This window comes from Micromonospora sp. NPDC049240 (assembly GCF_040647835.1).
Classification (GTDB): Bacteria; Actinomycetota; Actinomycetes; order Mycobacteriales; family Micromonosporaceae; genus Micromonospora.
This window is the reverse complement of the sequence record NZ_JBEZCX010000022.1, coordinates 72,670-94,302: the sequence shown is the minus strand read 5'-3', so window position 1 is coordinate 94,302 and position 21,633 is coordinate 72,670. Positions and strand designations below refer to the sequence as shown.

Here is a 21,633-nt window from a genome sequence, read left to right as displayed (position 1 = left end):
GGAGGGCCACCATCCGGCCAGGATGGTGGCCGTTTCAGGTCTCGGTGGCGATTCCGTCGGCGATCGCCCGCGCGACGGTGAGCAGTTTCGCCCGCACCACCCGTGCCGAGGTCATCATCTCGCTGGCCGGCAACGCGCAGGCCAGCACCACCCGCCGCTCGATGTCCTTGTCCGGGGCGACGAGCACCGCGGCGCACGCCACGCCCTGCCGGAACTGGCCCAGTTCCAGCTGCATGCCGCGCCGGTCGCCGGCGGCCAGGTCGGCCTCGAACGCCTCGACCGTGGTCAGGGTGGCGGTGGTGAACGGCCGCATGCCGTACTCCCGCAGGTAGCGGAAGCGCTGCTCGGCGGTGAGCGTGGCGAGCAGGCTCTTGCCGAGCGCGGTGGCGTGCGCGCCCTCGGCGAAGCCCGGCACCAGATCCTCCAGGTACGGCGAGCGCGGTCCCTCGGCACACGCGGTGACCGCCACCTGCCCGCCGACGAAACGGCCGAGGTAGTGACTCCAGCCGGTCTCCGCGGCGGCCCGGCGCAACGCCTCACCGACCGCGGGCGGGCCCCGGAACGCGGTGACCAGCTCACGGTAGCGGTCGGCGATCTCCAGCCCGACGATGTACGTCCCGTCCTCGCGCCGGATCACGTAGCCCTCGTACGCGAGCGTGCGCACCAGATGGTAGGTGGTGGCGACGGTCAGTTCGCAGCGGCGGGCGATCTGCTTCACGGTGAGGCCCTTCGGCGCACGGCCGACCGACTCGAGCACTCGAAGCGCGCGGGAGACGCTGCGGATCAGGTCCGAAGGCTCCGCCAGAGGGTCGCGCACAACCACCTCCGCCGCCGGGGCTTACACCATATGAAAAAAGGTCCGGGTGCGAAATGCCTGTTCGGGTCGAGGATGTCAGATCACCGGGCACAGAACGTGCATCGACAGACACGATCAGCAGCGAAAACGCGGTCGGCGTAGGTTGACCGACAATGACTGAAACTATTTCGCGAACCGGTCGGCCGGCGGCCGGGCGACCGGTTCGGGTCGGTGCCGGCGCCACCGTCACCACGATCGCCTGCGTCCTGCCCGTCTTCCTGGTCGGCGGCCTCGCCGTGCAGCTCGGCGACGAGTTGGGCTTCAGCCCGGCCGGGCTGGGGCTGGCCGTCTCGGTCTACTTCGGCATCAGCGCGCTCGCCTCGGTGCCGTCCGGCGCCCTGGTCGAGCGGTACGGGCCGGCGCCGGTGGCCCGCGTCGCCATCGTGCTCTCCGCCGGCTCGCTGCTGGCCGTGGCCGGCCTCGCCCGGTCGTACCCCATGCTGGTGGCGCTGCTCGCGCTCAGCGCCGCCGGCAACGCGCTCGGCCAGCTCGCCAGCAACGCCGCGCTGGCCGAGCACGTGCCCGCCCACCGGCAGGGGCTCTCCTTCGGCGTGAAGCAGGCCGCCATCCCGCTCTCCACGCTGCTGGCCGGCGCGGCGGTCCCCACCGTCGCGCTGACCGCCGGCTGGCGCTGGGCGTTCGTGGCGGCCGCCGGGGCCGCGCTGGCCGCGCTGCCGGCCGTACCCCGGTCCGGTCGGGACCGGCGTACCCGGTCCGCCTCCACCGCCCGGGGCGGCGGCCGGGCCGCGCTGGTGGTGGTCGGGCTGGCCGCGACGCTCGCGGCCGGCGCGGCGAACGCGCTGGGCACGTTCCTGGTCGACTCGTCGGCCGCGCGAGGGCTCTCCCCCGGCCTGGCCGGCCTGACGCTCACCCTGGGCAGCGCGGTGTGCGTGTCCGCCCGGGTCGGCGTGGGGTGGCTGGCCGACCGGCGGGCCGGCGGGCACGTCGGCGTGATCGCCGGGCTGCTGGTGGCGGGCTCCGTGGGGCTGCTCCTGCTCGCGGTGGCCGGTCCGGTGCCGCTGGTCGCCGGCGTGGTCCTCGGCTTCGGCCTCGGCTGGGCCTGGCCGGGGCTGTTGAACTTCGCGGTGGTCCGGCTCCACCCGCGGGCCCCGGCCGCCGCCACCTCGATCACCCAGACCGGCGTGTACGCGGGCGGCTGCCTGGGCCCGCTCGGTCTCGGCGCGCTGGCCGGCACGGCCGGCTATCCGGCGATGTGGCTGACCGCGGCCGGCGCCATGCTCCTCGCGGCCCTGCTCATGCTCCTCGCCGCCCGCCTGCTGTCCCGCCCCACCTGAGCCCCACCGCCGCCACGACACGCGCCGCCCAGCCGCCGGGCCGCCGGGCCGCCGGGCCGCCGGGCCGCCGGGCCGCCGGGCCGCCGGGCCGCCGGGCCGCCGGGGAAGATACTTCGCCGGGGACGGTTATGACCAGGGGTCATATTTATGACCGTGAGGTATATGCCTCAACTGCGGCCTACTCCTGGCAGAGACTACGTTCGGTAACGGTCGGGACAGCGCCGGCGTCCGCGGCCCGGCCGCACGGATATCGGTCGCGCCTGGCGACCGGAACCGGGTCAGCTGGTGCGGTCGGCGATGTAGTCGCAGAGGGATTCGAGGGCGCGGCGGGCGGGACCCTCGGGGAGCGGGGCGAGGTGGGCCCGGGCGTCCTCGGCGTAGCTGCGCACCGTCTCCCGGGCGCGCTTGAGCGCCGGGGACTCACGGAGCAGCGTGAGCGCCTCGGCGTGCAGCGCGTCGTCGACGAGCGGGCCGGTGGCCAGGATCTCCCGCAGCCGGACGCTGGCCGCGTCCGAGTCGTCGCCGGCCAGCGCGTAGAGCACCGGCAGCGTGGGCACGCCCTCGCGCAGGTCGGTACCGGGCGTCTTGCCGGACTGCACCGACTCGCTGGCGATGTCCAGCAGGTCGTCGGAGAGTTGGAACGCGACGCCGATGACCTCGCCGTACCCGGCCAGTGCCTCGATGTGCGCGGCGGACGCGCCACCGAACATGCCGCCGAAGCGGGCCGAGGTGGCGATCAGCGAACCGGTCTTCTCGGCGATCACGTGCAGGTAGTGCGCGACCGGATCGGTGCCGCGCGGGCCGACCGTCTCGGCGATCTGACCGTGCACCAGGCGGGCGAACGTGCGCGCCTGCAACCGGACCGCCTCCGGGCCCAGGTCGGCCGCGATGTCCGCGGCCCGCGCGAAGAGGAAGTCGCCGACCAGGATGGCCACCGAGTTGCTCCAGCGGGAGTTGGCGCTCGGCGCGCCCCGCCGCACGGCCGCCTCGTCCATCACGTCGTCGTGGTAGAGCGTGGCCAGGTGGGTGAGTTCCATCACCACGGCGGCCGGGACCACCTGGGCGGCCTCCGGATCGCCGAACTGGGCGCCCAACGCCACCAGCAGCGGCCGGAACCGCTTGCCGCCGGCCTCCATCAGGTGCCGGGCCGCCTCGGTGACCAACGGGTCGGCGCTGGCCACGCCGGACCACAGTTGGGCCTCGACCCGGTCGAGGACGCCCAGCACGGACGCTTCGACGCGCGGGTCGGCGAGGTGCAGGCCGAGCGCGCCGAACTGACCTGAACGCTCGCCAGCCGGGTTCACCACGTCTTCAACCATGCCACACCCGTTCGACCTGCTCGGTGAGGGGGATACGGACCCGGGGGGCCGGTACGCCACGGCGTACCGGCCCCCCGGGTGGAACCACTTCCGTCATCGGACGAATTCGGCGGCACCGGTGGTCAGGTCCAGCAGAGGCCCGGGGACCACACCGAGGACGAGCGTGGCGAGCACGCCGATCATCAGGGCGGCCGAGGTGAGCGCGCCCGGCACGGTCACCGTCGGGGTCGCCTCGCCCGGCTCCGACAGCCACATCATCACCACGACCCGCAGGTACGGGAAGGCCAGCACCATGCTGGTCAGCACGCCGGCGATCACCAGCCATGCCTGGTCGGCCTCCAGCGCCGGGCCGAAGACCGCGAACTTGCTGGTGAAGCCGCTGGTGAGCGGGATGCCGGCGAACGCCAGCAGGATGAACGTGAAGATCGCCGCGAAGAACGGCGAGCGGCGGCCCAGCCCCGCCCAGCGGGACAGGTGGGTGGCCTCGCCGTCCGCGTCCCGCACCAGCGTCACCACGGCGAACGCGGCGAGCACCGAGAAGCCGTACGCGGCCAGGTAGAACATCGTGCCCGACAGCCCTTCCTTGCTGGGGGCCAGCACACCCACCAGCAGGTAACCGGCGTTCGCGATCGACGAGTACGCCAACAGGCGCTTGATGTCCGTCTGGGTGACCGCCAGCACGGCGCCGACCAGCATGGTCAGCACCGCCACCACACCGATCACCGGCGTGAAGTCCCAGGAGGCCCCGGCGAACGCGACGTGGAACACCCGCAGCAGCGCGCCGAACGCGGCGACCTTCGTGCAGGCCGCCATGAAGCCGGTCACCGGCGTCGGCGCGCCCTGGTAGACGTCCGGCGTCCAGACGTGGAACGGCGCGGCGGCGGCCTTGAAGAGCAGACCGATGGCGAGCAGCGCCATGCCGGCGAAGAGCAGCACCTGGCTGGACGAGGACTCGCCGACCGCGGCGTGCACGGTGGCGAAGTCGACGCCGGCGCCACGGCCCGGGATGCCGGAGGTGAAGCCGTAGATCAGGGCCACACCGAACAGGAAGAACGCCGAGGCGTACGCGCCGAGCAGGAAGTACTTCATCGCCGCCTCCTGGCTCAGCAGCCGCCGGCGGCGGGCCAGCGCGCAGAGCAGGTAGAGCGGCAGCGAGAAGACCTCGAGCGAGATGAACATGGTCAGCAGGTCGTTCGCCGCCACGAAGATCAGCATGCCGCCGATCGCGAACGAGATCAGCGGGTAGACCTCGGTGGCCCCGCCGACGCCGTCGGCCTGCTTCCGGTCCTCGGGCGACTCGGCGGTGACCGCCGCGTGCGCCACGAATGCGCCGCCCCGCTCCACCGTGCGCTCGCCGACCAGCAGCAGCGCCATCACGGCCAGCACCAGGATGGCGCCCTGGAGGAAGAGCGTCGGCCCGTCCACCGCGATCGCGCCGCCGGCGGTGACCAGCCGGGCGTCGGACTTCAGGATCACCATGGTGATCGCGGCCAGCGCCGCCACCAGGGCGAGCGCGAGCTGTACCGCGTTGCGCAGCCGGCGCGGCACGAACGCCTCGACCAGGACGCCCAGCAGGGCGGCGCCCAACATGATCAGGATGGGAGCGAGCGCCGCGTAGTCGATCGACGGCAGCTTCAGTTCACTCACTTTGAAGCCTCCTGGACGCTGCCGACCTCAGGGGCGGGATCGGACTTGCCGACGTCCTGCATGGTCGCCTGGACGGCGGGGTTGATGACATCGGTGACCGGCTTGGGATAGAAGCCGAGCAGCACGATCAGCGCGATCAACGGCGCGACGACGACCTTCTCGCGCAGGCTGAGGTCCCGACGCATGCCCTCGACCTCGGTGAGCGCCGGGTTCAGCGTGCCCTGGGTGGTGCGCTGCACCATCCACAGCACGTACGCCGCCGCCAGGATGATGCCGAGCGTGGCGATCACCGCGACCGGCTTGTTGACGGTGAACGTGCCGATCAGCACCAGGAACTCGGAGACGAACGGCGCGGTGCCGGGCAGCGCCAGCGACGCCAGACCGGCGAAGAAGAGCACGCCGGCCAGCACCGGCACCAGCTTGCCCGCGCCGCCGAAGTCGCTGATCAGCGCCGAGCCGCGCCGGGCGATCAGCATGCCGACCACCAGGAAGAGCAGGCCGGTGGCGAGACCGTGGTTGAGCATGTAGAGCACCGCGCCGGTGCCGGCCTGGGTGGTGAACGCGAAGATGCCCACCCCGATGAAGCCGAAGTGCGCGATCGAGGTGTACGACACCAGCCGCTTCAGGTCGTTCTGCCCGACCGCCAGCAGCGCCGCGTAGATGATGCCGATCACGCCGAGCGCCAGCGCGTACGGCGCGAACCAGCGGGACGCCTCCGGGAACAGCGGGAGGCAGTAGCGCAGGATGCCGAACGTGCCGACCTTGTCCAGCACGCCGACCAGCAGCGCCGCCGCACCGGCCGGCGCGGCGCCACCGGCGTCCGGCAGCCAGGTGTGGAACGGGAAGAACGGCGCCTTGATCGCGAACGCGAGGAAGAAGCCGAGGAACAGCCAGCGGGCGGTGTTGGTGGCGAACTCGGCCTGGCTCAACGCCTGCCAGTCGAACGTCTTCCCGCCGACCACCCAGAGACCGATCACCGCGGCCAGCATGAACAGGCCGCCGACCAGCGAGTAGAGGAAGAACTTCACCGCCGCGTACTGCCGCTGGTGGCCGCCGTAGCTGCCGATCAGGAAGTACATCGGGACGAGCATGACCTCGAAGAACACGTAGAACAGAAAGACGTCGGCGGCGGCGAAGACGCCGATCATCGTGCACTCGAGGACGAGCAGCAGCGCGAAGTAGACCGGCACCGAACGCTTCGACTGCTCGGCGTCGTGCCACGACGCCAGGATCACCAGCGGCACCAGGATCGCGATCAGCATCAGCATGACCAGCGCGATGCCGTCCACCTCGAAGGTGAACCGCACACCCCAGTTCGGGATCCACGCGTACGACTCGCGGAACTGGAACCGGTCACCGTCGGCGGAGAAGGCGAACCACATCACCACCGAGAGCACCAGCACCAACAGCGACCAGCCGAACGCCACCAGCTTGGCCAGGTCCGGCCGCCGACGTGGCAGCAGCGCCACCACCAGCGCGCCGACCAGCGGCGCCACGGTCAGCACCGAGAGGAACGGGAAGTTGGACATTATTCGGCCTTACCTCCGTCGTGACTGCGTGGCCCGCCGGCGGGGGCGGCCGCGTTGAGGTCGATCACGCCAGCCACCCCGCCTGTACCGCCAGGAACGCCGCCACCACGAGCAGCGCGCCGGTCAGGATCGAGGTCGCGTACGACCGCACGAAGCCGGTCTGGAGCCGCCGGAGCCGGCCGGAGCCCCCGCCCACCGCGGCGGCCAGGCCGTTGACCAGCCCGTCGACGCCCCGGTTGTCGAGGAAGACGAGCGCCCGGGTGAGGAAGATGCCCGGCTTCTCGAAGACCGCCTCGTTGACGGTGTCCGTGTAGAGGTTCTTGCGGGCGGCGGTGACCAGCACGCCGGCCGGCTGCGGCTCGGTGGCCGTGCCGTTGCGGAACAGGAACCAGGCCAGCCCGGCCCCGAGCACGGTGATCAGGATGGAGAGGATGGTGATCACGGTGTGCGAGAGCACGCCGTGTGCCTCGCCACCGGCCTCCTCGCCGAGCACCGGGGTCAACCACGACACCACGCTGTCGTTGAGCGTCATCAGACCACCGGCCACCACCGAGCCGGCGGCGAGCAGGATCAGCGGGATCGTCATGAGCTTCGGCGACTCGTGCGGGTGCTCGATGTCCTCGGTCCACCGCTTCGGGCCGTGGAACGTCAGCACGAAGAGCCGGGTCATGTAGAACGCGGTGAGCCCGGCGCCGAGGAGCGCTGCCCCGCCGAACAGCCAGGCGGTCCAGCCCTCCCGTTCGAACGCGGACGCGATGATCGGCTCCTTGGAGAAGTAGCCGGAGAGCGGCGGGATTCCGATGATGGCCAGCCAGCCCATCATGAACGTCAACCAGGTGATCTTCATGTACTTCGACAGCCCACCGAAGCGGCGGATGTCCACCTGGTCGTTCATGCCGTGCATGACCGAGCCGGCACCGAGGAACATGTTGGCCTTGAAGAAGCCGTGCGCCAGCAGGTGGATGATCGCCAGCGCGTACGCGCCGCCGCCGAGGCCGACGCCGAGGAACATGTAGCCGATCTGGCTGACCGTGGACCAGGCCAGCACCCGCTTGATGTCGTCCTTCGCCGCGCCGATGACGCAGCCCATCAGCAGCGTGAGCGCACCGACGCTGACCACCACGAGCTGGAGCGTCTCGTTCGCCGAGAAGATCGGGTTGGAGCGGGCGATCAGGTAGACGCCGGCGGTGACCATGGTCGCCGCGTGGATGAGCGCGGAGACCGGGGTCGGGCCCTCCATCGCGTCCGGCAGCCACGCCTGGAGCGGGAACTGGCCGGACTTGCCGGCCGCGCCGAGGAGCAGCAGCAGGCCGAGCACCAGCACGGTGGTGGAGGTCAGCGAGCCGACCCCGTTGAACACCTCGTCGTACTGAGTCGTGCCGAGCATGGCGAACATGACGAAGATGCCGATGGCCAGGCCGGCATCGCCGACCCGGTTCATCAGGAACGCCTTCTTGCCGGCGGTGGCCGCGCTCGGCCGGCCGTACCAGAAGGAGATCAGCAGGTACGACGCCAGGCCGACGCCCTCCCAGCCGAAGTAGAGCATCACGTAGTTGTTGCCGAGCACCAGCAGCAGCATCGCGGCGACGAACAGGTTGAAGTACCCGAAGAACCGCCGCCGGCCCTCGTCGTGCGCCATGTACTCCACGGCGTAGAGGTGGATCAGGAAGCCCACCCCGGTGATCAGCAGCACGAACACCGCGGCCAGCGGGTCGAAGAGCAGACCGAAGTCCACCTTCAGGTCGCCGACCGTGATGAACTGCCAGAGACTCGACTGGACCTGCTTGTTCTCCAGGCCACGGAGCTGGAAGAAGTACGTCAGGCCGAGCACGAACGCGGCGCCGATGGCCGCCACGCCCAGCCAGTGGCCCCAGCGGTCCGCCCGCTTGCCGAGCAGCAGCAGGACCGCCGCGCTGACCAGCGGGATCGCCACCAGCAGCCAGACACTGCCCAGCAGCCCATCCGCCGTAGCGAATTCCACAGTCTGTTCCACGACTGGCCCCTCAGTACTTCAGCAGGTTGGCGTCGTCGACGCTGGCCGAGCGCCGGGTCCGGAAGATCGCCATGATGATCGCGAGCCCGACCACGACCTCGGCCGCCGCCACCACCATCACGAAGAACGCCATGATCTGGCCGTTCAGGTCACCGTTGATCCGGCTGAACGTGACCAGGGTCAGGTTGGCCGCGTTGAGCATCAGCTCGACGCACATGAACAGCACGATCGCGTTGCGCCGGACCAGCACGCCCACGGCGCCGATGGTGAACAGCACCGCCGCGAGGATCAGGTAGTAGTCCGGGGTCATTTGTCAGTGCCCTTCAGTGCGGTCTCCTCCGACGTCATGTCGCGCACCGGCATGATCTCCGGGATGCCGCGGTCGGTCAGCCGGCCGTCCGGCAGGCGGGCCGGCGTGGCCACCGAGGAGGAGGTGGCGAAGACGCCCGGGCCGGGCTTCGGGCCGGGGTAGTTACCGGGACGGAACCGCGCCTTCATGGTGGCGACCTGGTCCATCCGGTCCTCCTTGCGCCGCTCCACGTGCGCCAGCACCATCGCGCCCACCGCGGCGGTGATCAGCAGCGCCGAGGTCAGCTCGAAGGCGAAGACGTACTTGGTGAACAGCAGCCGGGCGATGCCCTGCACGTTGCCCTCGGCGTTCGCCTGGTCGAGCCCGACCGCCCGCACGCCGTCGAGCGCGCGGTAGAGACCGGTGCCGACCAGGCCGGCGAAGCCGAGCCCGAGCACCACCGCGGCGACCCGCTGGCCGCGCAGCGTCTCGATCAGCGAGTCGGACGCGTCGCGACCGACAAGCATCAGCACGAACAGGAAGAGCATCATGATCGCGCCGGTGTAGACGATGATCTGCACCATGCCGATGAACGGGCCGGCCTGGAGCACGTAGAACACGCCCAGGCAGAGCATGGTCAGCACCAGCCAGAGCGCGGAGTGCACCGCGTTGCGGGCCCACACCATGCCGAGTGCCCCGATCAGGGCCAGCGGGGCGAGGATCCAGAACGTGACCTCCTCGCCCCCGGTCACGTCGCCCGCCGCGGCGAGCACCGTAGAAGTGGTCATACCCCTGCTCCCTTGCCCGCCTCGGACCGCTGCGCGGCCTGCTCGGCACCGGGGAAGGTCACGCCGGGGTGTTCCTCCACCGGATACTGGCCGCCCGCAGGCGAGTGCTCGGCACCGGCCGAGGTGCCCGGGTTGGTCAGCGCACCGACGTAGTAGTCCTTCTCGCTGTCGCCCAGCCGCATCGGGTGCGGCGGCTGCTCCATGCCTTCGAGCAGCGGCGCGAGCAGCTGCTCCTTCGTGAAGATCAGGTCCTGCCGGTTGTCCCGGGCCAGCTCGTACTCGTTGCTCATGGTGAGCGAACGGGTCGGGCAGGCCTCGATGCAGAGCCCGCAGAAGATGCACCGGGCGTAGTTGATCTGGTAGTTGCTGGCGTACCGCTCACCCGGGGAGAAACGCTGCTCCTCGGTGTTGTCGCCACCCTCCACGTAGATCGCGTCGGCCGGGCAGGCCCAGGCGCACAGCTCGCAGCCGATGCACTTCTCCAGCCCGTCCGGGTGCCGGTTGAGGATGTGCCGCCCGTGGTAGCGCGGCGCCGAGACCGGCGGCTTGAACGGGTAGTCGGTGGTGACGACCTTCTTGAACATGTGCGAGAAGGTGACCCCGAAGCCCTTGAACGTTCCGGTGATCGCGCCCACGTCACACCTCCCTGGACTCGGAGCCGGCGACGACGTTGGCCGGCTCCCGCTCGGCGACCACGCGCTTGGTACGCGGGCTCGGCGGAACCTGAAGATCCATCGGTGGCAGCGGGAAGCTGCCGTACGGCCGGCTGTCCGCCTGCTCCTGGGGCGACGGCTTCGGCTGCTTCTTCCGGCTCGGCCAGAAGAGCGTGGCCAGCAGCAGCACGCCCGCGCCGATGGCGGTGACGAGCAGCCGGTCCCGGGTCTGCCAGTCCTCGATCGAGCGGAGCCCGGCGAGCACCAGGATCCAGACCAGGTTGATCGGCAGCAGCACCTTCCAACCGAAGCGCATGAACTGGTCGTACCGGAGCCGGGGCAGCGTGCCGCGCAGCCAGACGAACACGAAGACCAGCAGGATCACCTTGCCGAAGAACCACAGCATCGGCCACCAACCCTCGTTGGCGCCCGACCACAGCGTGATCGGCCAGGGGGCCCGCCAGCCGCCGAGGAACAGCGTCGTGGTGACCGCGGACATGGTCACCATGGCGACGTACTCGGAGAGCATGAACAGCGCGAACTTCAGCGAGCTGTACTCCGTCATGAAGCCCGCGACCAGCTCCGACTCCGCCTCCGGCAGGTCGAACGGGGCCCGGTTGGTCTCACCGACCATGGCGATGAAGAAGATGATGAAGCTGGGCAGCAGCAGGATCGCGTACCAGCCCGGGGTGGGCAGGTCGAAGCCGCCGATGCTGAGCTGCGTGCCGTCGGCCTGTTTGGCGACGATCCCGCTCGTCGACATCGTGCCGGCGGTCATGAAGACCGCCACGATGCTCAGCCCCATGGCGACCTCGTACGAGATCATCTGGGCGCTGGAGCGGAGACCGCCGAGCAGCGGGTACGTCGAGCCGGAGGCCCAGCCACCGAGCACGATCCCGTAGACGCCCATCGAGGAGCAGGCCAGGATCACCAGCACCGCCACCGACACGTCGGTGACCTGGAGCGGCGTCCAGTGGCCGAAGATGCTCACCTTCGGGCCGAACGGGATCACCGACAGCGCGGTGACCGCGGAGATCACCGAGATGGTCGGTGCGAAGAAGAAGACCACCTTGTCGGCGGCGCGCGGGAGGATGTCCTCCTTGAACGCCATCTTCAGGCCGTCCGCGAGCGTCTGGAGCAGGCCGAACGGGCCGACCTGGTTCGGGCCGGGCCGCACCGCCATCCGGCCGACCACCCGCCGCTCGAACCAGACGCCGAGCAGCGTGGCCAGCAGGCCGAACGCGAACGCGAAGACGATCTTCCCGAGGACCAGCCACCACGGGTCCTTGCCGAAGTCGGCCAGCGTCGGGTCCTGCGCCGCGAGGTAGACCGCGTTCACTGGTGTGCACCCCCTGCGTTGAGGAGCGGACCCGGCCGTGCGGCGGCGTCCGCGGCGACGCGTCCGGCCGGAACGGCCGGTCCGTCGATGGAGCCCGCGGTCACCGTCACCACATGACCGGACGTCGCGCCGAGGCTGCGCCGCACGGTCGAACCGGGTGAGTTGGTCGGCAACCAGACGACACCGTCCGGCATCTCGGTGATCGCCGCCGGCAGGGTGACCGCGCCGCGGTCGGTGCCGACCGTGACCGGGTCGCCGTCGGCCACGCCGAGCGCCTCGGCGGTGCCCTTGCCCAGCCGGACGACCGGCAGGCGGGCGGTGCCGGCGAGGTGCTCGTCGCCGTCGGTGAGGCTGCCCAGGTCGAGCAGTTGGTGCCAGGTCGCCAGCACGGCCTCGCCCGGACCGGGCTGCGGCACGGTGGCCGGCTCGACCGAGGGGGCGGACGGCCGCTCGGTGCGGGTCCGGGGCAACGCGCCCAGCTCGCGGCGCACGCTCAGCACGTCGCCGGTGCCGAGCCGGACGTCGAGCAGCGCGGCGATCGCGTCCAGCACCCGGCCGTCGGTCATCGCGCCGGTGTCCAGCACCCGCTCGAAGGTCCGCAGCCGGCCCTCCCAGTCCAGGAAGCTGCCGGCCTTCTCGACCACCGGGGCGACCGGGAAGACCACGTCGGCCCGGCGGGCCACCGCACTCAACCGCAGTTCCAGGCTGACCAGGAACGGCACCGCGTCCAGGGCCTCCTCGGCCCGGCGCGGATCGGCCAGGTCGGCCGGGTCGACGCCGGCCACCACCAGCGCGCCGAGCTTGCCGTCGGCCGCCGCGGCGAGGATGCCGTCGGTGTCCCGGCCCGCCTGGCTCGGGATCACCCCGGCCGGCAGGTCCCACGTCTCGCCCAACTCCGCGCGGGCGGCCGGCTCGGTGACCACCCGGCCGCCGGGCAGCAGGTTCGGCAGGCAGCCCGCGTCGACCGCGCCGCGGTCACCCGCGCGCCGCGGCACCCAGGCCAGCCGGGCACCGGTACGCCGGGCCACGTCCGCCGCCGCCGACAGGCCGCCGGGCACCGCGCCCAGCCGCTCGCCGACGATCAGGATCGCGCCCGGCTGCCCCAGCGCCTCGGCCACCGTGGCGTGCTCGGCCAGCACGCTGGCCTCCTCGCCCGGCACCACCCGGGCCAGCTTGGCCCCGAGCTTCTCCAGGCCGCGGGTCGCGAACGGCGCGATCGCGTACACGGTGAGCGTCTTCTTCAGGTACGCCTTGCGCAGCCGCAGGAAGAGGATCGGGCACTCCTCCTCCGGCTCCAGGCCGACCAGCACCACGGCGGGCGCGTTCTCCACGTCCGCGTAGGTCACGTCGGTGACCCCGGCGACGCTGCTGGCCAGGAAGTCGGCCTCCTCGCGGGAGACCGGGCGGGCCCGGAAGTCGATGTCGTTGGTGTGCAACGCGACGCGGGCGAACTTGGCGTACGCGTAGGCGTCCTCGACGGTGAGCCGGCCGCCGGTCAGCACCGCCGTGCCGGTCGCGCCGTCGCGGGCCGCGCGCAGCCCCTCGGCGGCCCGGGTGAACGCCTCGCTCCAGGACGCCTCGCGCAGCTCACCGGTCTTCTCGTCGCGCACCAGCGGAGTGGTGAGGCGGTCGAACGCGCGGGCGTACTGGAAGCCCCAGCGGCCCTTGTCGCAGTTCCACTCCTCGTTCACCGCCGGGTCGTCACCGGCCAGCCGGCGCAGCACCTTGCCCCGCCGCCAGTCGGTGCGCTGCGCGCAGCCGGCCGAGCAGTGCTCGCAGACGCTGGGCGAGGAGACCAGGTCGAACGGGCGGGACCGGAAGCGGTACTGCGAGCCGGTCAGCGCGCCCACCGGGCAGATCTGCACGGTGTTGCCGGAGAAGTAGGAGTTGAAGGGGACGTCCCCCTCGTCGCCGTCCTCGCCGTACGCGTCGTCCCGGTAGATGTTGATCTCCTCGTGCGAGGAGCGTCCCATCAGGTCGATGAACTTGTCGCCGGCGATCTCCTCGGAGAACCGGGTGCACCGCTGGCAGAGCACGCAGCGCTCGCGGTCGAGCAGCACCTGGGTGCTGATCGGCAGCGGCTTCGGGTACTCCCGCTTGTGCTCGTGGAAGCGCGAGTCCGTCCGGCCGGTGGACATCGCCTGGTTCTGGAGCGGGCACTCGCCGCCCTTGTCGCACATCGGGCAGTCCAGCGGGTGGTTCAGGAGCAGCAGCTCCATCACCCCCTCCTGGGCCTTCTTCGCGACCGGCGAGGTGAGCTGGGTCCGCACCACCATGCCGTCGGCGACGGTCTGGGTGCAGGAGGCGACCGGCTTGCGCTGGCCCTCCACCTCCACCAGGCACTGCCGGCAGGCGCCGGCCGGGGCCAGCAGCGGGTGGTCGCAGAAGCGCGGGATCTCGGTGCCCAACTGCTCGGCGACCCGGATCAGCAGCGCCCCCTTCGGCGCGGTGACCTCGACGCCGTCGATGGTCAGCGTGACGGTCTCGGTCTGCTTGGCTACGTCCGTCATCAGTGCGCCCCTACCAGGGTCTTCTCCGACAGCTTCGGTGCGGTACGTCCCTCGATGTAGTCGAGGTAGTCCTGCTTGAAGTACTTCAGCGACGAGGTCACCGAGCTGGTCGCGCCGTCACCCAGACCGCAGAACGAACGGCCGAGGATGTTGTCGCAGGTGTCGAGCAGGGTGTCCAGGTCCTCGTGGGTGCCCTGGCCGGCCAGGATGCGCCGGTAGACCCGGACCATCCAGTAGTTGCCCTCCCGGCACGGGGTGCACTTGCCGCACGACTCGTGGTGGTAGAACTCCAGCCACCGGTAGGTCGCGTACACCGGGCAGTCCTGGTCCGAGAAGATCTGGGTGGCCGTGGTGCCGAGGATCGAGCCGGCCGCCGCCACCCCCTCGAAGTCCAGCGGCACGTCCAGGTGCTCGGCGGTCAGCAGCGGCGTCGACGAGCCGCCCGGCGTCCAGAACTTCAGCTCGTGCCCGGGCTGCATGCCGCCGGCCAGCTCGATCAGCTCGCGCAGCGTGATGCCCATCGAGGCCTCGTACTGGCCGGGGTTGGCGATCCGGCCGGAGAGCGAGTAGATCATCGGGCCGGACGACTTCTCCGTGCCCATGGTCTTCCACCAGTCCGCGCCGCCCAGCACGATGTACGGCACGCTGGCGATGGTGCCGACGTTGTTGACCACGGTCGGGCTCGCGTACAGGCCGTGGGTCGCCGGGAACGGCGGGCGCAGCCGGGGCTGGCCCCGGAAGCCCTCCAGCGAGTCCAGCAGCGCGGTCTCCTCACCGCAGATGTACGCCCCAGCGCCGGAGTGCACCACCAGGTCCAGGTCGAAGCCCGAGCCGAGGACGTTCCGGCCGAGGTAGCCCTTGGCGTACGCCTCGGCGACCGCGCTGCGCAGCCGGCGGGCGGCGTGTACGGCCTCGCCGCGGATGTAGATGTAGGCCCGGTTGGCCCGGATCGCGTACGAGGCGATGATGACGCCCTCGACCAGCGAGTGCGGGTCGTGGGTCATCAGCGGCAGGTCCTTGCAGGTGCCCGGCTCGCCCTCGTCGGCGTTCACCACCAGGTAGTGCGGCTTCCCGTCGCCCTGCGGGATGAAGCCCCACTTGAGCCCGGTCGGGAAGCCCGCACCGCCCCGGCCGCGCAGCCCGGAGTCCTTGATGAGCTGGATCAGGTCGTCCGGGTGCGCCTTGAGCGCCTTGCGCAGGGCGGCGTAGCCGTCCAGCTTCTCGTAGGTGCCGAGCCGCCAGGCGTCCGGCGACAGCCAGCGCTTGGTGAGCACCGGCGTGAGCTTGGCCAGCGTCTCCGGCCGAGGAGTGGTCACTTCCGGACCCCCGTTCCGTTCGCGTCCGCCGGGTCGGCGCCGTCGGCGTCCGTACCGGCTGCGGCGTCCTTGAGGTTGCGCTCCTGGGCGCCGGCCGCGTCGCCGGCGGGCTTGCCGTCGCCGGCCGGCGGGTTCGCCGCCACGCCGGCCGCCTCCGCCGCCCGCGCGTCGCGGGGCGCCGGGGCCGGGCCGTCCGTCGGGACCTTGGTGCCGGGCGCGTCCGCGACCGGGGTCCGCGCGTCCGGCTGCCGGGTCTCGGCGGTACGCACCTGCGGCGACTTGTCGTCCGGCGCCTTCACGTCCGGCGCGGTGCTGCCGCTGGCCGCCTCCGGCGTCGCCGGCTCGGCCGCGCCCGCGTTGCCCGGGGTGGCGGCCTTGGCCGGAGTGCCCGTGGCATCGGCCTTCGCCGGCGCGGGGGCCGGATTCTCGGCCTCGGCCTTCGCCTTCGCCTCGGCGGCGGCCCGGTCGGCCTCGGCCTTGCTGCGGATCGGCGTCCTCGGGTCGAAGCCCGGCACCGAGATGCCGTGCTGCTCGGCCAGGCGCAGGCCGCGCAGGCTCGGCTCGCCCGGCCCGCCGTCGGCCACCGCGCCGTCCCGCTCGTCGGCGAAGCCGGCGAGCTGGACCGCCATCTCCTTGAGCGTGCAGAGCCGCGCGCCCCGGGTCGGCATCGGACGACCGCCGGCCTGCAACTCCTGCACCACGCCGAGCGCGCCCTGCGGCTCCACGTTGTCGAAGAAGTCGTAGTTGACGGTCATCACCGGGCCGTAGTCGCACGCCGCCAAACACTCGGCGTGCTCCAGGGTGATCTTCCCGTCGGCGGTGGTCTCCTCGTGCCCGACGCCCAGGTGCTCGGCGAGCGTGTCGTAGACCGCCTGACCGCCCAACACGTCGCACATCGTGTTGGTGCAGACGCTGACCAGGTAGTCACCGGTCGGCTTGCGCTTGTACATGGTGTAGAAGGTGGCGACGGCGCCGACCTGGGCCTTGTTCAGCCCGAGCACCTCGGCGCAGAACTCGACGCCGGCCGGGGAGACGTACCCCTCCTCGGACTGCACCAGGTGCAGCAGCGGCAGCAGCGCCGAACGGGACCGGTCCGCCGGGTACCGGGCGATGATCTCCCGCGCCCGCAGCCGGGTCTCCTCAGTGAACACGTTCATCGGTCACAACCACCCATCACGGGGTCCAGCGAGGCGCCACCGGCGATCACGTCGGCGATCAGGCCGCCCTCGGCCATCGCCGGGAGGGCCTGGAGGTTGACGAAGCTCGGCTCCCGGTAGTGCACCCGGTAGGGCCGGGTGCCGCCGTCGGAGACCGCGTGCACGCCCAGCTCGCCGCGGGGCGACTCGATGCCGACGTAGACCTGGCCCGGCGGGACCCGGAAGCCCTCGGTGACGAGCTTGAAGTGGTGGATCAGCGACTCCATCGACTGACCCATGATCTTGGCGACGTGCTCCAGCGAGTTGCCCATGCCGTCGACGCCGATGGCGAGCTGCGCCGGCCAGGCGATCTTCTTGTCGGAGACCATCACCGGGCCCGGCTTCAACCGGTCCAGCGCCTGCTCGACGAGCTTCAGCGACTCCCGGATCTCGGCCAGCCGGACCAGGTAGCGGCCCCACACGTCGCCGTCGGTGTGGGTCGGCACGTCGAACTCGTACGTCTCGTACCCGCAGTACGGCATGGTCTTGCGCAGGTCCCAGGCGAGCCCCGCCGAGCGGAGCACCGGGCCGGTGATGCCGAGCGCCACGCAGGCGGTCACGTCGAGCACCGCGACGTTCGTGGTGCGCTCGATCCAGATCGGCTGGCCGGAGAGCAGGTTCTCGTACTCCTTGAGCTTCTTCGGCATCAGCACCAGGAAGTCGCGGATCTTGCGGATCGCGTCGTCCGGCACGTCCTGCGCCACCCCGCCCGGCCGCACGTACGCGTGGTTCATCCGCAGGCCGGTGATGGTCTCGAAGATGTCGAGGATGTACTCCCGCTCGCGGAAGCCGTACAACATCATGTTGATCGCGCCCAGCTCCATGCCGGTGGTGGCCAGCCAGACCAGGTGCGAGGAGATCCGGTTGAGCTCCATCATCAGCACCCGGATGGTGGTGGCCCGCTCGGTGACGTCGTCCGTGACGCCGAGCAGCTTCTCCACCGCGAGCGCGTACGCCGTCTCGTTGAAGATCGGCGAGAGGTAGTCCATCCGGGTCACGAACGTCGAGCCCTGGACCCAGTTGCGGTACTCCAGGTTCTTCTCGATGCCGGTGTGCAGGTAGCCGACGACGGAGCGGGCCTCGCGGACCGTCTCGCCCTCCAGCTCCAGGATCAGCCGGAGCACGCCGTGCGTGGACGGGTGCTGCGGACCCATGTTGACGACGATCCGCTCGTCGTTGATCGGGTCGGTGCCGGAGACGACCTGGTCCCAGTCCCCACCGGTGACGGTGAAGACCTTGCCCTCGGTGGTCTCGCGCTCGGTCGCGTAGTTCGACGTGGTCACTGGTAGGACCTCCTACGGTCCGGCGGGGGAATTTCCGCACCCTTGTACTCGACGGGTACGCCGCCGAGCGGGTAGTCCTTGCGCTGCGGGTGCCCCTCCCAGTCGTCCGGCATCAGGATCCGGGTCAGGTTGGGGTGGCCGTCGAAGACGATGCCGAACATGTCGTACGTCTCCCGCTCCTGCCAGTCGGCGGTCGGGTAGACGGCGGTGACGCTCGGCAGGTGCGGCTCCTCGACGGAGACCGCGGCCTCCAGCCGGACCTGCCGCCGGTAGGTCATCGAGGTGAGCTGGTAGACCACGTGCAGCCGACGCGCGTCGGCGCCCAGGTAGTCCACCCCGGACACCGAGGAGAGCAGCTCGAAGCGGAGCGACATGTCGTCGCGCATCACCTGGCAGACCTCGGCGATCCGCTCCGGGCGGACGTGCAGGGTCAGCTCGCCCCGGTCGACCACGACCTTCTCGATCGCGTCACCGAAGGCCGGGTACGCCTCCTCCAGCGCGTCCCGCACCTCGTCGAAGTAGCCCCCGTACGGCCGGGTGGCCTCCTCGATCGGCTTGCGCTGGCGGACCAGGCCGCCGTAGCCGGAGACGTCACCGGTGCCCTGGTTGCCGAACATGCCCCGCCCGGCCGGGCTGGCCGGCGGGTACTCCGCCGGCGCGGTGCTGCTGGCCCCGGCGGGAGTGGTCGGCACCGGGACCCCGCCGTCGTTGTTCCTGTCGTTCGGCGAGGTCATTTCGGGCCCCCCTGCGTCTGGAGGTGGTTCTGCGCCTTCATCCAGTTCTCGATCCGCAACTGTTCCTCGCGTCCCTCGCGGACCGCCTTCGTCCACTCGGCACGCCGGGCCTTGTCGTTGCGGTACGACGACGGCATCGAGCCGTACGGCACGACGGGCACGTCACCGCGCTCCTTGCGGGCCTCGTGCATCTTGCGGCCGTTCGGGCCCAGCGGCTCGTACATGATCTTCTCGCGCAGCTTGAGCACCGCGTCGATGAGCATCTCCGGCCGGGGCGGGCAGCCGGGAAGGTACATGTCGACCGGGACGACGTGGTCGACGCCCTGCACGATGGCGTAGTTGTTGAACATGCCGCCGCTGCTGGCGCAGACGCCCATCGAGATGACCCAGCGGGGCTCGGCCATCTGGTCGTAGATCTGCCGCAGCACCGGGGCCATCTTCTGGCTGACCCGGCCGGCCACGATCATCAGGTCCGCCTGCCGGGGCGAGGCGCGGAAGACCTCCATGCCCCACCGGCCCATGTCGTAGTGCGGGCCACCGGCGGCCATCATCTCGATGGCGCAGCAGGCCAGACCGAAGGTGGCGCCCCAGACGGACGACTTCCGCGACCAGTTCACCAGCTTCTCGACGCTGGTGAGCAGGACGCCGGAGGGAAGCTTCTCCTCGATGCCCATCTGCTACCTCCTCAGTCCCAGTCCAGGCCGCCGCGCCGCCACACGTAGGCGTAGGCGACGAAGACCGCGACGATGAACATGACCATCTCCACGAAGCCGAAGATCGGCAGGGCGTCGAAGGAGACCGCCCAGGGGTAGAGGAAGATGATCTCGATGTCGAAGACGATGAAGAGCATCGCCGTCAGGTAGAACTTGATCGGGAACCGGCCGCCGCCGACCGGCTGCGGGCTCGGCTCGATGCCACACTCGTACGCCTCGAGCTTGGCCTTGTTCAGACGCCGGGGGCCGGCGAATCGGGCAGCGGCCACGGAGAACAGCGCGAACCCCGCGGCGAGGGCGAACAGCCCGATGATGGGTGCATAAGGAGAGAGCGTCATCGTTGTCCCCTGCTCGTCCTTCCCTGACCTCGGTGGTTGGCCAAAATCACACTATTCACGTCCCTGACGACAGCGGTCGGCGGGGGTCGATCTCTCCGCTCCGTGGTCGGTCGACCGCGGGCCGGTGGTCTCCTCACACGGCCGGGGCCACCTTCGTCATGGCGTTGATGACCCGGTCCATCGCGTCCCCGCCGCGCGGGTCGGTCAGGTTCGCCAGCAGCTTCAGCACGAAGCGCATCAACATCGGGTGCGGCATGCCGTGCTTGGTGGCCATCCGCATCACCTCGGGCCGACCGATCAGCTTCACGAAGATCCCGCCGAGCCGGTAGTAGCCGCCGAAGCGGGCCTTCAGCTCCTGCGGGTACGCCATCAGCGCCCGTTCCCGCTCCGCGCCGGCCGGGCGGGCGAGCGCCTGCACGGCGACCTCGGCGGCCAGCTCGCCGGACTCCATCGCGTACGCGATGCCCTCGCCGTTGAACGGGTTGACCATGCCGCCGGAGTCGCCGACCAGCAGCACGCCGCGGCTGTAGTGCGGGACCCGGTTGAAGCCCATCGGCAGCGCGGCGCCGAGGATCGGCCCGTCCGCGTTGGCCTCGTCGGTCATCCCCCAGTCCTCCGGGGTGTTGGCCAACCAGTCGGTGAGCAGCCGGCGGTAGTTCGTCCTGCCGAACGCCGTGGAGGAGTTGAGCACGCCGAGGCCGACGTTCACCCGGCCGTCGCCGAGACCGAAGATCCAGCCGTAGCCGGGCAGCAGCGCGTCGTTGCCCTTGGCGCGCAACTCCAGCCAGGACTCCAGGTAGTCGTCGTCGTGCTTGGCGGGTGAGCGGTAGTAGCGGCGGACCGCCACCCCGATCGGCCGGTCCTCCCGCTTGGCCATGCCGAGCGCGAGCGGGAACCGTCCGGAGACGCCGTCCGCGGCGACCACCAGTGGCGCGTGGAAGGTGGCCGGCTCCTTGTCCGGGCCGACCTCGGCCTGCACGCCGGTCACCCGGTCGTCGGCGTCGAGCACCGGGGCGAGGACGTTGACGCCGGTGCGCAGCTTCGCGCCGGCGGCGACGGCCCGCTGGGCGAGCAGGTCGTCGAAGTCGAGCCGGGTCCGGACCAGGCCGTAGTTGGGGAAGCTGGCCAGGTCGGGCCAGTCCAGCTCCAGGCGTACCCCGCCGCCGATCACCCGCAGGCCCTTGTTGTGCAGCCAGCCGGCCTCGGGCGAGGTGTCCACACCCATCCGGACGAGCTGCCGTACGGCGCGGGGCGTGAGCCCGTCGCCGCAGACCTTCTCCCGGGGGAACTCCGTCTTCTCCAGCAGCAGCACGCGTACGCCGTGCCGCGCCAGGTGGTATGCCGTGGCCGATCCTCCGGGACCGGCGCCCACGACGATGACGTCGGCGTCGTTCTCCACCGCGGTCATCCGCGCCTCCTCCCGCATGCTCGTGAAATGCTTCACAAGCCGATCGGGTTGGAGTCTATGACCGGCGTTACACCTGTATGCGCTGAGGGGGTCCTAACTTCCCGGAAACCGGCTGGTAAGGGAGCGGAGATCGGTCACGGGCGGGCCGGTGCGGCCGGTCCCAGCCCGGCGTCGAGCCGGATGGTCTCGGGCAGATGGTCACGCAACGCGCCTCCGGCCGCCCGGTCCAGTGCCGCCAGCACCTCGGCGACCACCTGGCGGACCTCGGTGGGATCCGCGCCGGCCAGCTCCTTGAGCTGCGCGATCAGCTCCGCGGCGTCGTCGTCGTTGGCGGCGGCGTGGTCGGGTCCCGTCATGGGCGCGAGCCTACGGCGCGAATCATCCTCAAGCCGGACATTCACGAAATGCCCGGCCGCGAGCCGGACCG

19 protein-coding genes are annotated in these 21,633 nt (G+C 71.0%); 1 reads left to right on the top strand and 18 read right to left on the bottom strand.

What is annotated here, in order from left to right:
• Nucleotides 1–34: 34 nt before the first annotated feature.
• On the bottom strand, nucleotides 35–817 hold the full coding sequence (locus AB0B02_RS27170) for a helix-turn-helix domain-containing protein (RefSeq protein ID WP_281943589.1): 783 nt from the start codon (nucleotides 815–817) through the stop codon (nucleotides 35–37).
• Nucleotides 818–969: 152 nt separating this feature from the next.
• On the opposite strand from AB0B02_RS27170, the gene AB0B02_RS27165 reads away from it, so the two are divergent.
• Complete coding sequence (locus tag AB0B02_RS27165; protein ID WP_357304910.1) at nucleotides 970–2,151, top strand: MFS transporter; 1,182 nt, start codon at nucleotides 970–972, stop codon at nucleotides 2,149–2,151.
• A gap of 278 nt (nucleotides 2,152–2,429) precedes the next feature.
• Here AB0B02_RS27165 and AB0B02_RS27160 read toward each other — a convergent pair whose 3' ends face one another.
• From AB0B02_RS27160 to AB0B02_RS27080, 17 genes are all read right to left on the bottom strand, one after another.
• Nucleotides 2,430–3,470, bottom strand: a complete 1,041-nt coding sequence (locus AB0B02_RS27160) for a polyprenyl synthetase family protein (RefSeq protein ID WP_281943592.1) — start codon at nucleotides 3,468–3,470, stop codon at nucleotides 2,430–2,432.
• A 93-nt stretch (nucleotides 3,471–3,563) separates the two neighbouring features.
• The gene (gene nuoN / locus AB0B02_RS27155; protein WP_281943593.1) at nucleotides 3,564–5,117 is read right to left on the bottom strand and encodes an NADH-quinone oxidoreductase subunit NuoN; all 1,554 of its coding nucleotides are present in this window, start codon (nucleotides 5,115–5,117) and stop codon (nucleotides 3,564–3,566) included.
• Nucleotides 5,114–6,646, bottom strand: a complete 1,533-nt coding sequence (locus tag AB0B02_RS27150) for an NADH-quinone oxidoreductase subunit M (RefSeq protein WP_107154680.1) — start codon at nucleotides 6,644–6,646, stop codon at nucleotides 5,114–5,116. The genes nuoN and AB0B02_RS27150 overlap by 4 nt, the downstream gene beginning before the upstream one ends.
• A 64-nt stretch (nucleotides 6,647–6,710) precedes the next feature.
• Nucleotides 6,711–8,639 carry an NADH-quinone oxidoreductase subunit L gene (gene nuoL, locus AB0B02_RS27145; protein WP_281943594.1) on the bottom strand — a complete coding sequence of 643 codons (1,929 nt, stop codon included), beginning with the start codon at nucleotides 8,637–8,639 and terminating at the stop codon, nucleotides 6,711–6,713.
• A gap of 10 nt (nucleotides 8,640–8,649) precedes the next feature.
• Nucleotides 8,650–8,949, bottom strand: a complete 300-nt coding sequence (gene nuoK, locus AB0B02_RS27140; RefSeq protein ID WP_089154544.1) for an NADH-quinone oxidoreductase subunit NuoK — start codon at nucleotides 8,947–8,949, stop codon at nucleotides 8,650–8,652.
• Entirely contained in the window at nucleotides 8,946–9,716 is a 771-nt protein-coding gene (locus AB0B02_RS27135) for an NADH-quinone oxidoreductase subunit J (RefSeq protein WP_281943597.1), read from the bottom strand. The genes nuoK and AB0B02_RS27135 overlap by 4 nt, the downstream gene beginning before the upstream one ends.
• Complete coding sequence (gene nuoI, locus AB0B02_RS27130) at nucleotides 9,713–10,351, bottom strand: NADH-quinone oxidoreductase subunit NuoI (RefSeq protein WP_281943599.1); 639 nt, start codon at nucleotides 10,349–10,351, stop codon at nucleotides 9,713–9,715. Before nuoI ends, AB0B02_RS27135 begins: the two co-directional genes overlap by 4 nt.
• 1 nt (nucleotide 10,352) lies before the next feature.
• Nucleotides 10,353–11,708 (bottom strand): NADH-quinone oxidoreductase subunit NuoH, encoded by a 1,356-nt coding sequence (nuoH, locus tag AB0B02_RS27125; RefSeq protein ID WP_281943601.1) that lies wholly within the window; start codon nucleotides 11,706–11,708, stop codon nucleotides 10,353–10,355.
• Nucleotides 11,705–14,218 carry an NADH-quinone oxidoreductase subunit G gene (locus AB0B02_RS27120; RefSeq protein ID WP_281943603.1) on the bottom strand — a complete coding sequence of 838 codons (2,514 nt, stop codon included), beginning with the start codon at nucleotides 14,216–14,218 and terminating at the stop codon, nucleotides 11,705–11,707. The genes nuoH and AB0B02_RS27120 overlap by 4 nt, the downstream gene beginning before the upstream one ends.
• Nucleotides 14,218–15,534 carry an NADH-quinone oxidoreductase subunit NuoF gene (nuoF, locus tag AB0B02_RS27115; RefSeq protein ID WP_281943604.1) on the bottom strand — a complete coding sequence of 439 codons (1,317 nt, stop codon included), beginning with the start codon at nucleotides 15,532–15,534 and terminating at the stop codon, nucleotides 14,218–14,220. The genes AB0B02_RS27120 and nuoF overlap by 1 nt, the downstream gene beginning before the upstream one ends.
• Nucleotides 15,531–16,691: an NADH-quinone oxidoreductase subunit NuoE gene (gene nuoE, locus AB0B02_RS27110; protein WP_357304900.1), complete on the bottom strand. Its 1,161-nt coding sequence runs from the start codon at nucleotides 16,689–16,691 to the stop codon at nucleotides 15,531–15,533. Before nuoE ends, nuoF begins: the two co-directional genes overlap by 4 nt.
• Entirely contained in the window at nucleotides 16,688–18,013 is a 1,326-nt protein-coding gene (locus AB0B02_RS27105; RefSeq protein ID WP_357304897.1) for an NADH-quinone oxidoreductase subunit D, read from the bottom strand. The genes nuoE and AB0B02_RS27105 overlap by 4 nt, the downstream gene beginning before the upstream one ends.
• Nucleotides 18,010–18,747: an NADH-quinone oxidoreductase subunit C gene (locus AB0B02_RS27100; RefSeq protein ID WP_357304894.1), complete on the bottom strand. Its 738-nt coding sequence runs from the start codon at nucleotides 18,745–18,747 to the stop codon at nucleotides 18,010–18,012. The genes AB0B02_RS27105 and AB0B02_RS27100 overlap by 4 nt, the downstream gene beginning before the upstream one ends.
• The gene (locus tag AB0B02_RS27095) at nucleotides 18,744–19,421 is read right to left on the bottom strand and encodes an NADH-quinone oxidoreductase subunit B family protein (RefSeq protein WP_343443986.1); all 678 of its coding nucleotides are present in this window, start codon (nucleotides 19,419–19,421) and stop codon (nucleotides 18,744–18,746) included. Before AB0B02_RS27095 ends, AB0B02_RS27100 begins: the two co-directional genes overlap by 4 nt.
• A gap of 11 nt (nucleotides 19,422–19,432) precedes the next feature.
• Nucleotides 19,433–19,798, bottom strand: a complete 366-nt coding sequence (locus AB0B02_RS27090) for an NADH-quinone oxidoreductase subunit A (RefSeq protein WP_089154551.1) — start codon at nucleotides 19,796–19,798, stop codon at nucleotides 19,433–19,435.
• Between the two features lie 133 nt (nucleotides 19,799–19,931).
• Nucleotides 19,932–21,206, bottom strand: coding sequence for a geranylgeranyl reductase family protein (locus tag AB0B02_RS27085; RefSeq protein ID WP_357304889.1), 1,275 nt, complete (start codon nucleotides 21,204–21,206; stop codon nucleotides 19,932–19,934).
• A gap of 134 nt (nucleotides 21,207–21,340) precedes the next feature.
• On the bottom strand, nucleotides 21,341–21,562 hold the full coding sequence (locus AB0B02_RS27080; protein WP_281943613.1) for a hypothetical protein: 222 nt from the start codon (nucleotides 21,560–21,562) through the stop codon (nucleotides 21,341–21,343).
• Between the last annotated feature and the right edge of the window lie 71 nt (nucleotides 21,563–21,633).

Excerpts from the sequence above, each read along its gene's own strand:
- AB0B02_RS27080 (WP_281943613.1), bottom strand. The coding sequence starts at position 21,562 with ATGACGGGACCCGACCACGCCGCCGCCAACGACGACGACGCCGCGGAG.
- AB0B02_RS27160 (WP_281943592.1), bottom strand. The coding sequence starts at position 3,470 with ATGGTTGAAGACGTGGTGAACCCGGCTGGCGAGCGTTCAGGTCAGTTC.
- nuoE (WP_357304900.1), bottom strand. The coding sequence starts at position 16,691 with ATGAACGTGTTCACTGAGGAGACCCGGCTGCGGGCGCGGGAGATCATC.
- AB0B02_RS27135 (WP_281943597.1), bottom strand. The coding sequence starts at position 9,716 with ATGACCACTTCTACGGTGCTCGCCGCGGCGGGCGACGTGACCGGGGGC.
- AB0B02_RS27165 (WP_357304910.1), top strand. The coding sequence starts at position 970 with ATGACTGAAACTATTTCGCGAACCGGTCGGCCGGCGGCCGGGCGACCG.
- nuoK (WP_089154544.1), bottom strand. The coding sequence starts at position 8,949 with ATGACCCCGGACTACTACCTGATCCTCGCGGCGGTGCTGTTCACCATC.
- AB0B02_RS27150 (WP_107154680.1), bottom strand. The coding sequence starts at position 6,646 with ATGTCCAACTTCCCGTTCCTCTCGGTGCTGACCGTGGCGCCGCTGGTC.
- AB0B02_RS27085 (WP_357304889.1), bottom strand. The coding sequence starts at position 21,206 with ATGACCGCGGTGGAGAACGACGCCGACGTCATCGTCGTGGGCGCCGGT.
- AB0B02_RS27090 (WP_089154551.1), bottom strand. The coding sequence starts at position 19,798 with ATGACGCTCTCTCCTTATGCACCCATCATCGGGCTGTTCGCCCTCGCC.
- AB0B02_RS27120 (WP_281943603.1), bottom strand. The coding sequence starts at position 14,218 with ATGACGGACGTAGCCAAGCAGACCGAGACCGTCACGCTGACCATCGAC.
- AB0B02_RS27100 (WP_357304894.1), bottom strand. The coding sequence starts at position 18,747 with ATGACCTCGCCGAACGACAGGAACAACGACGGCGGGGTCCCGGTGCCG.
- AB0B02_RS27095 (WP_343443986.1), bottom strand. The coding sequence starts at position 19,421 with ATGGGCATCGAGGAGAAGCTTCCCTCCGGCGTCCTGCTCACCAGCGTC.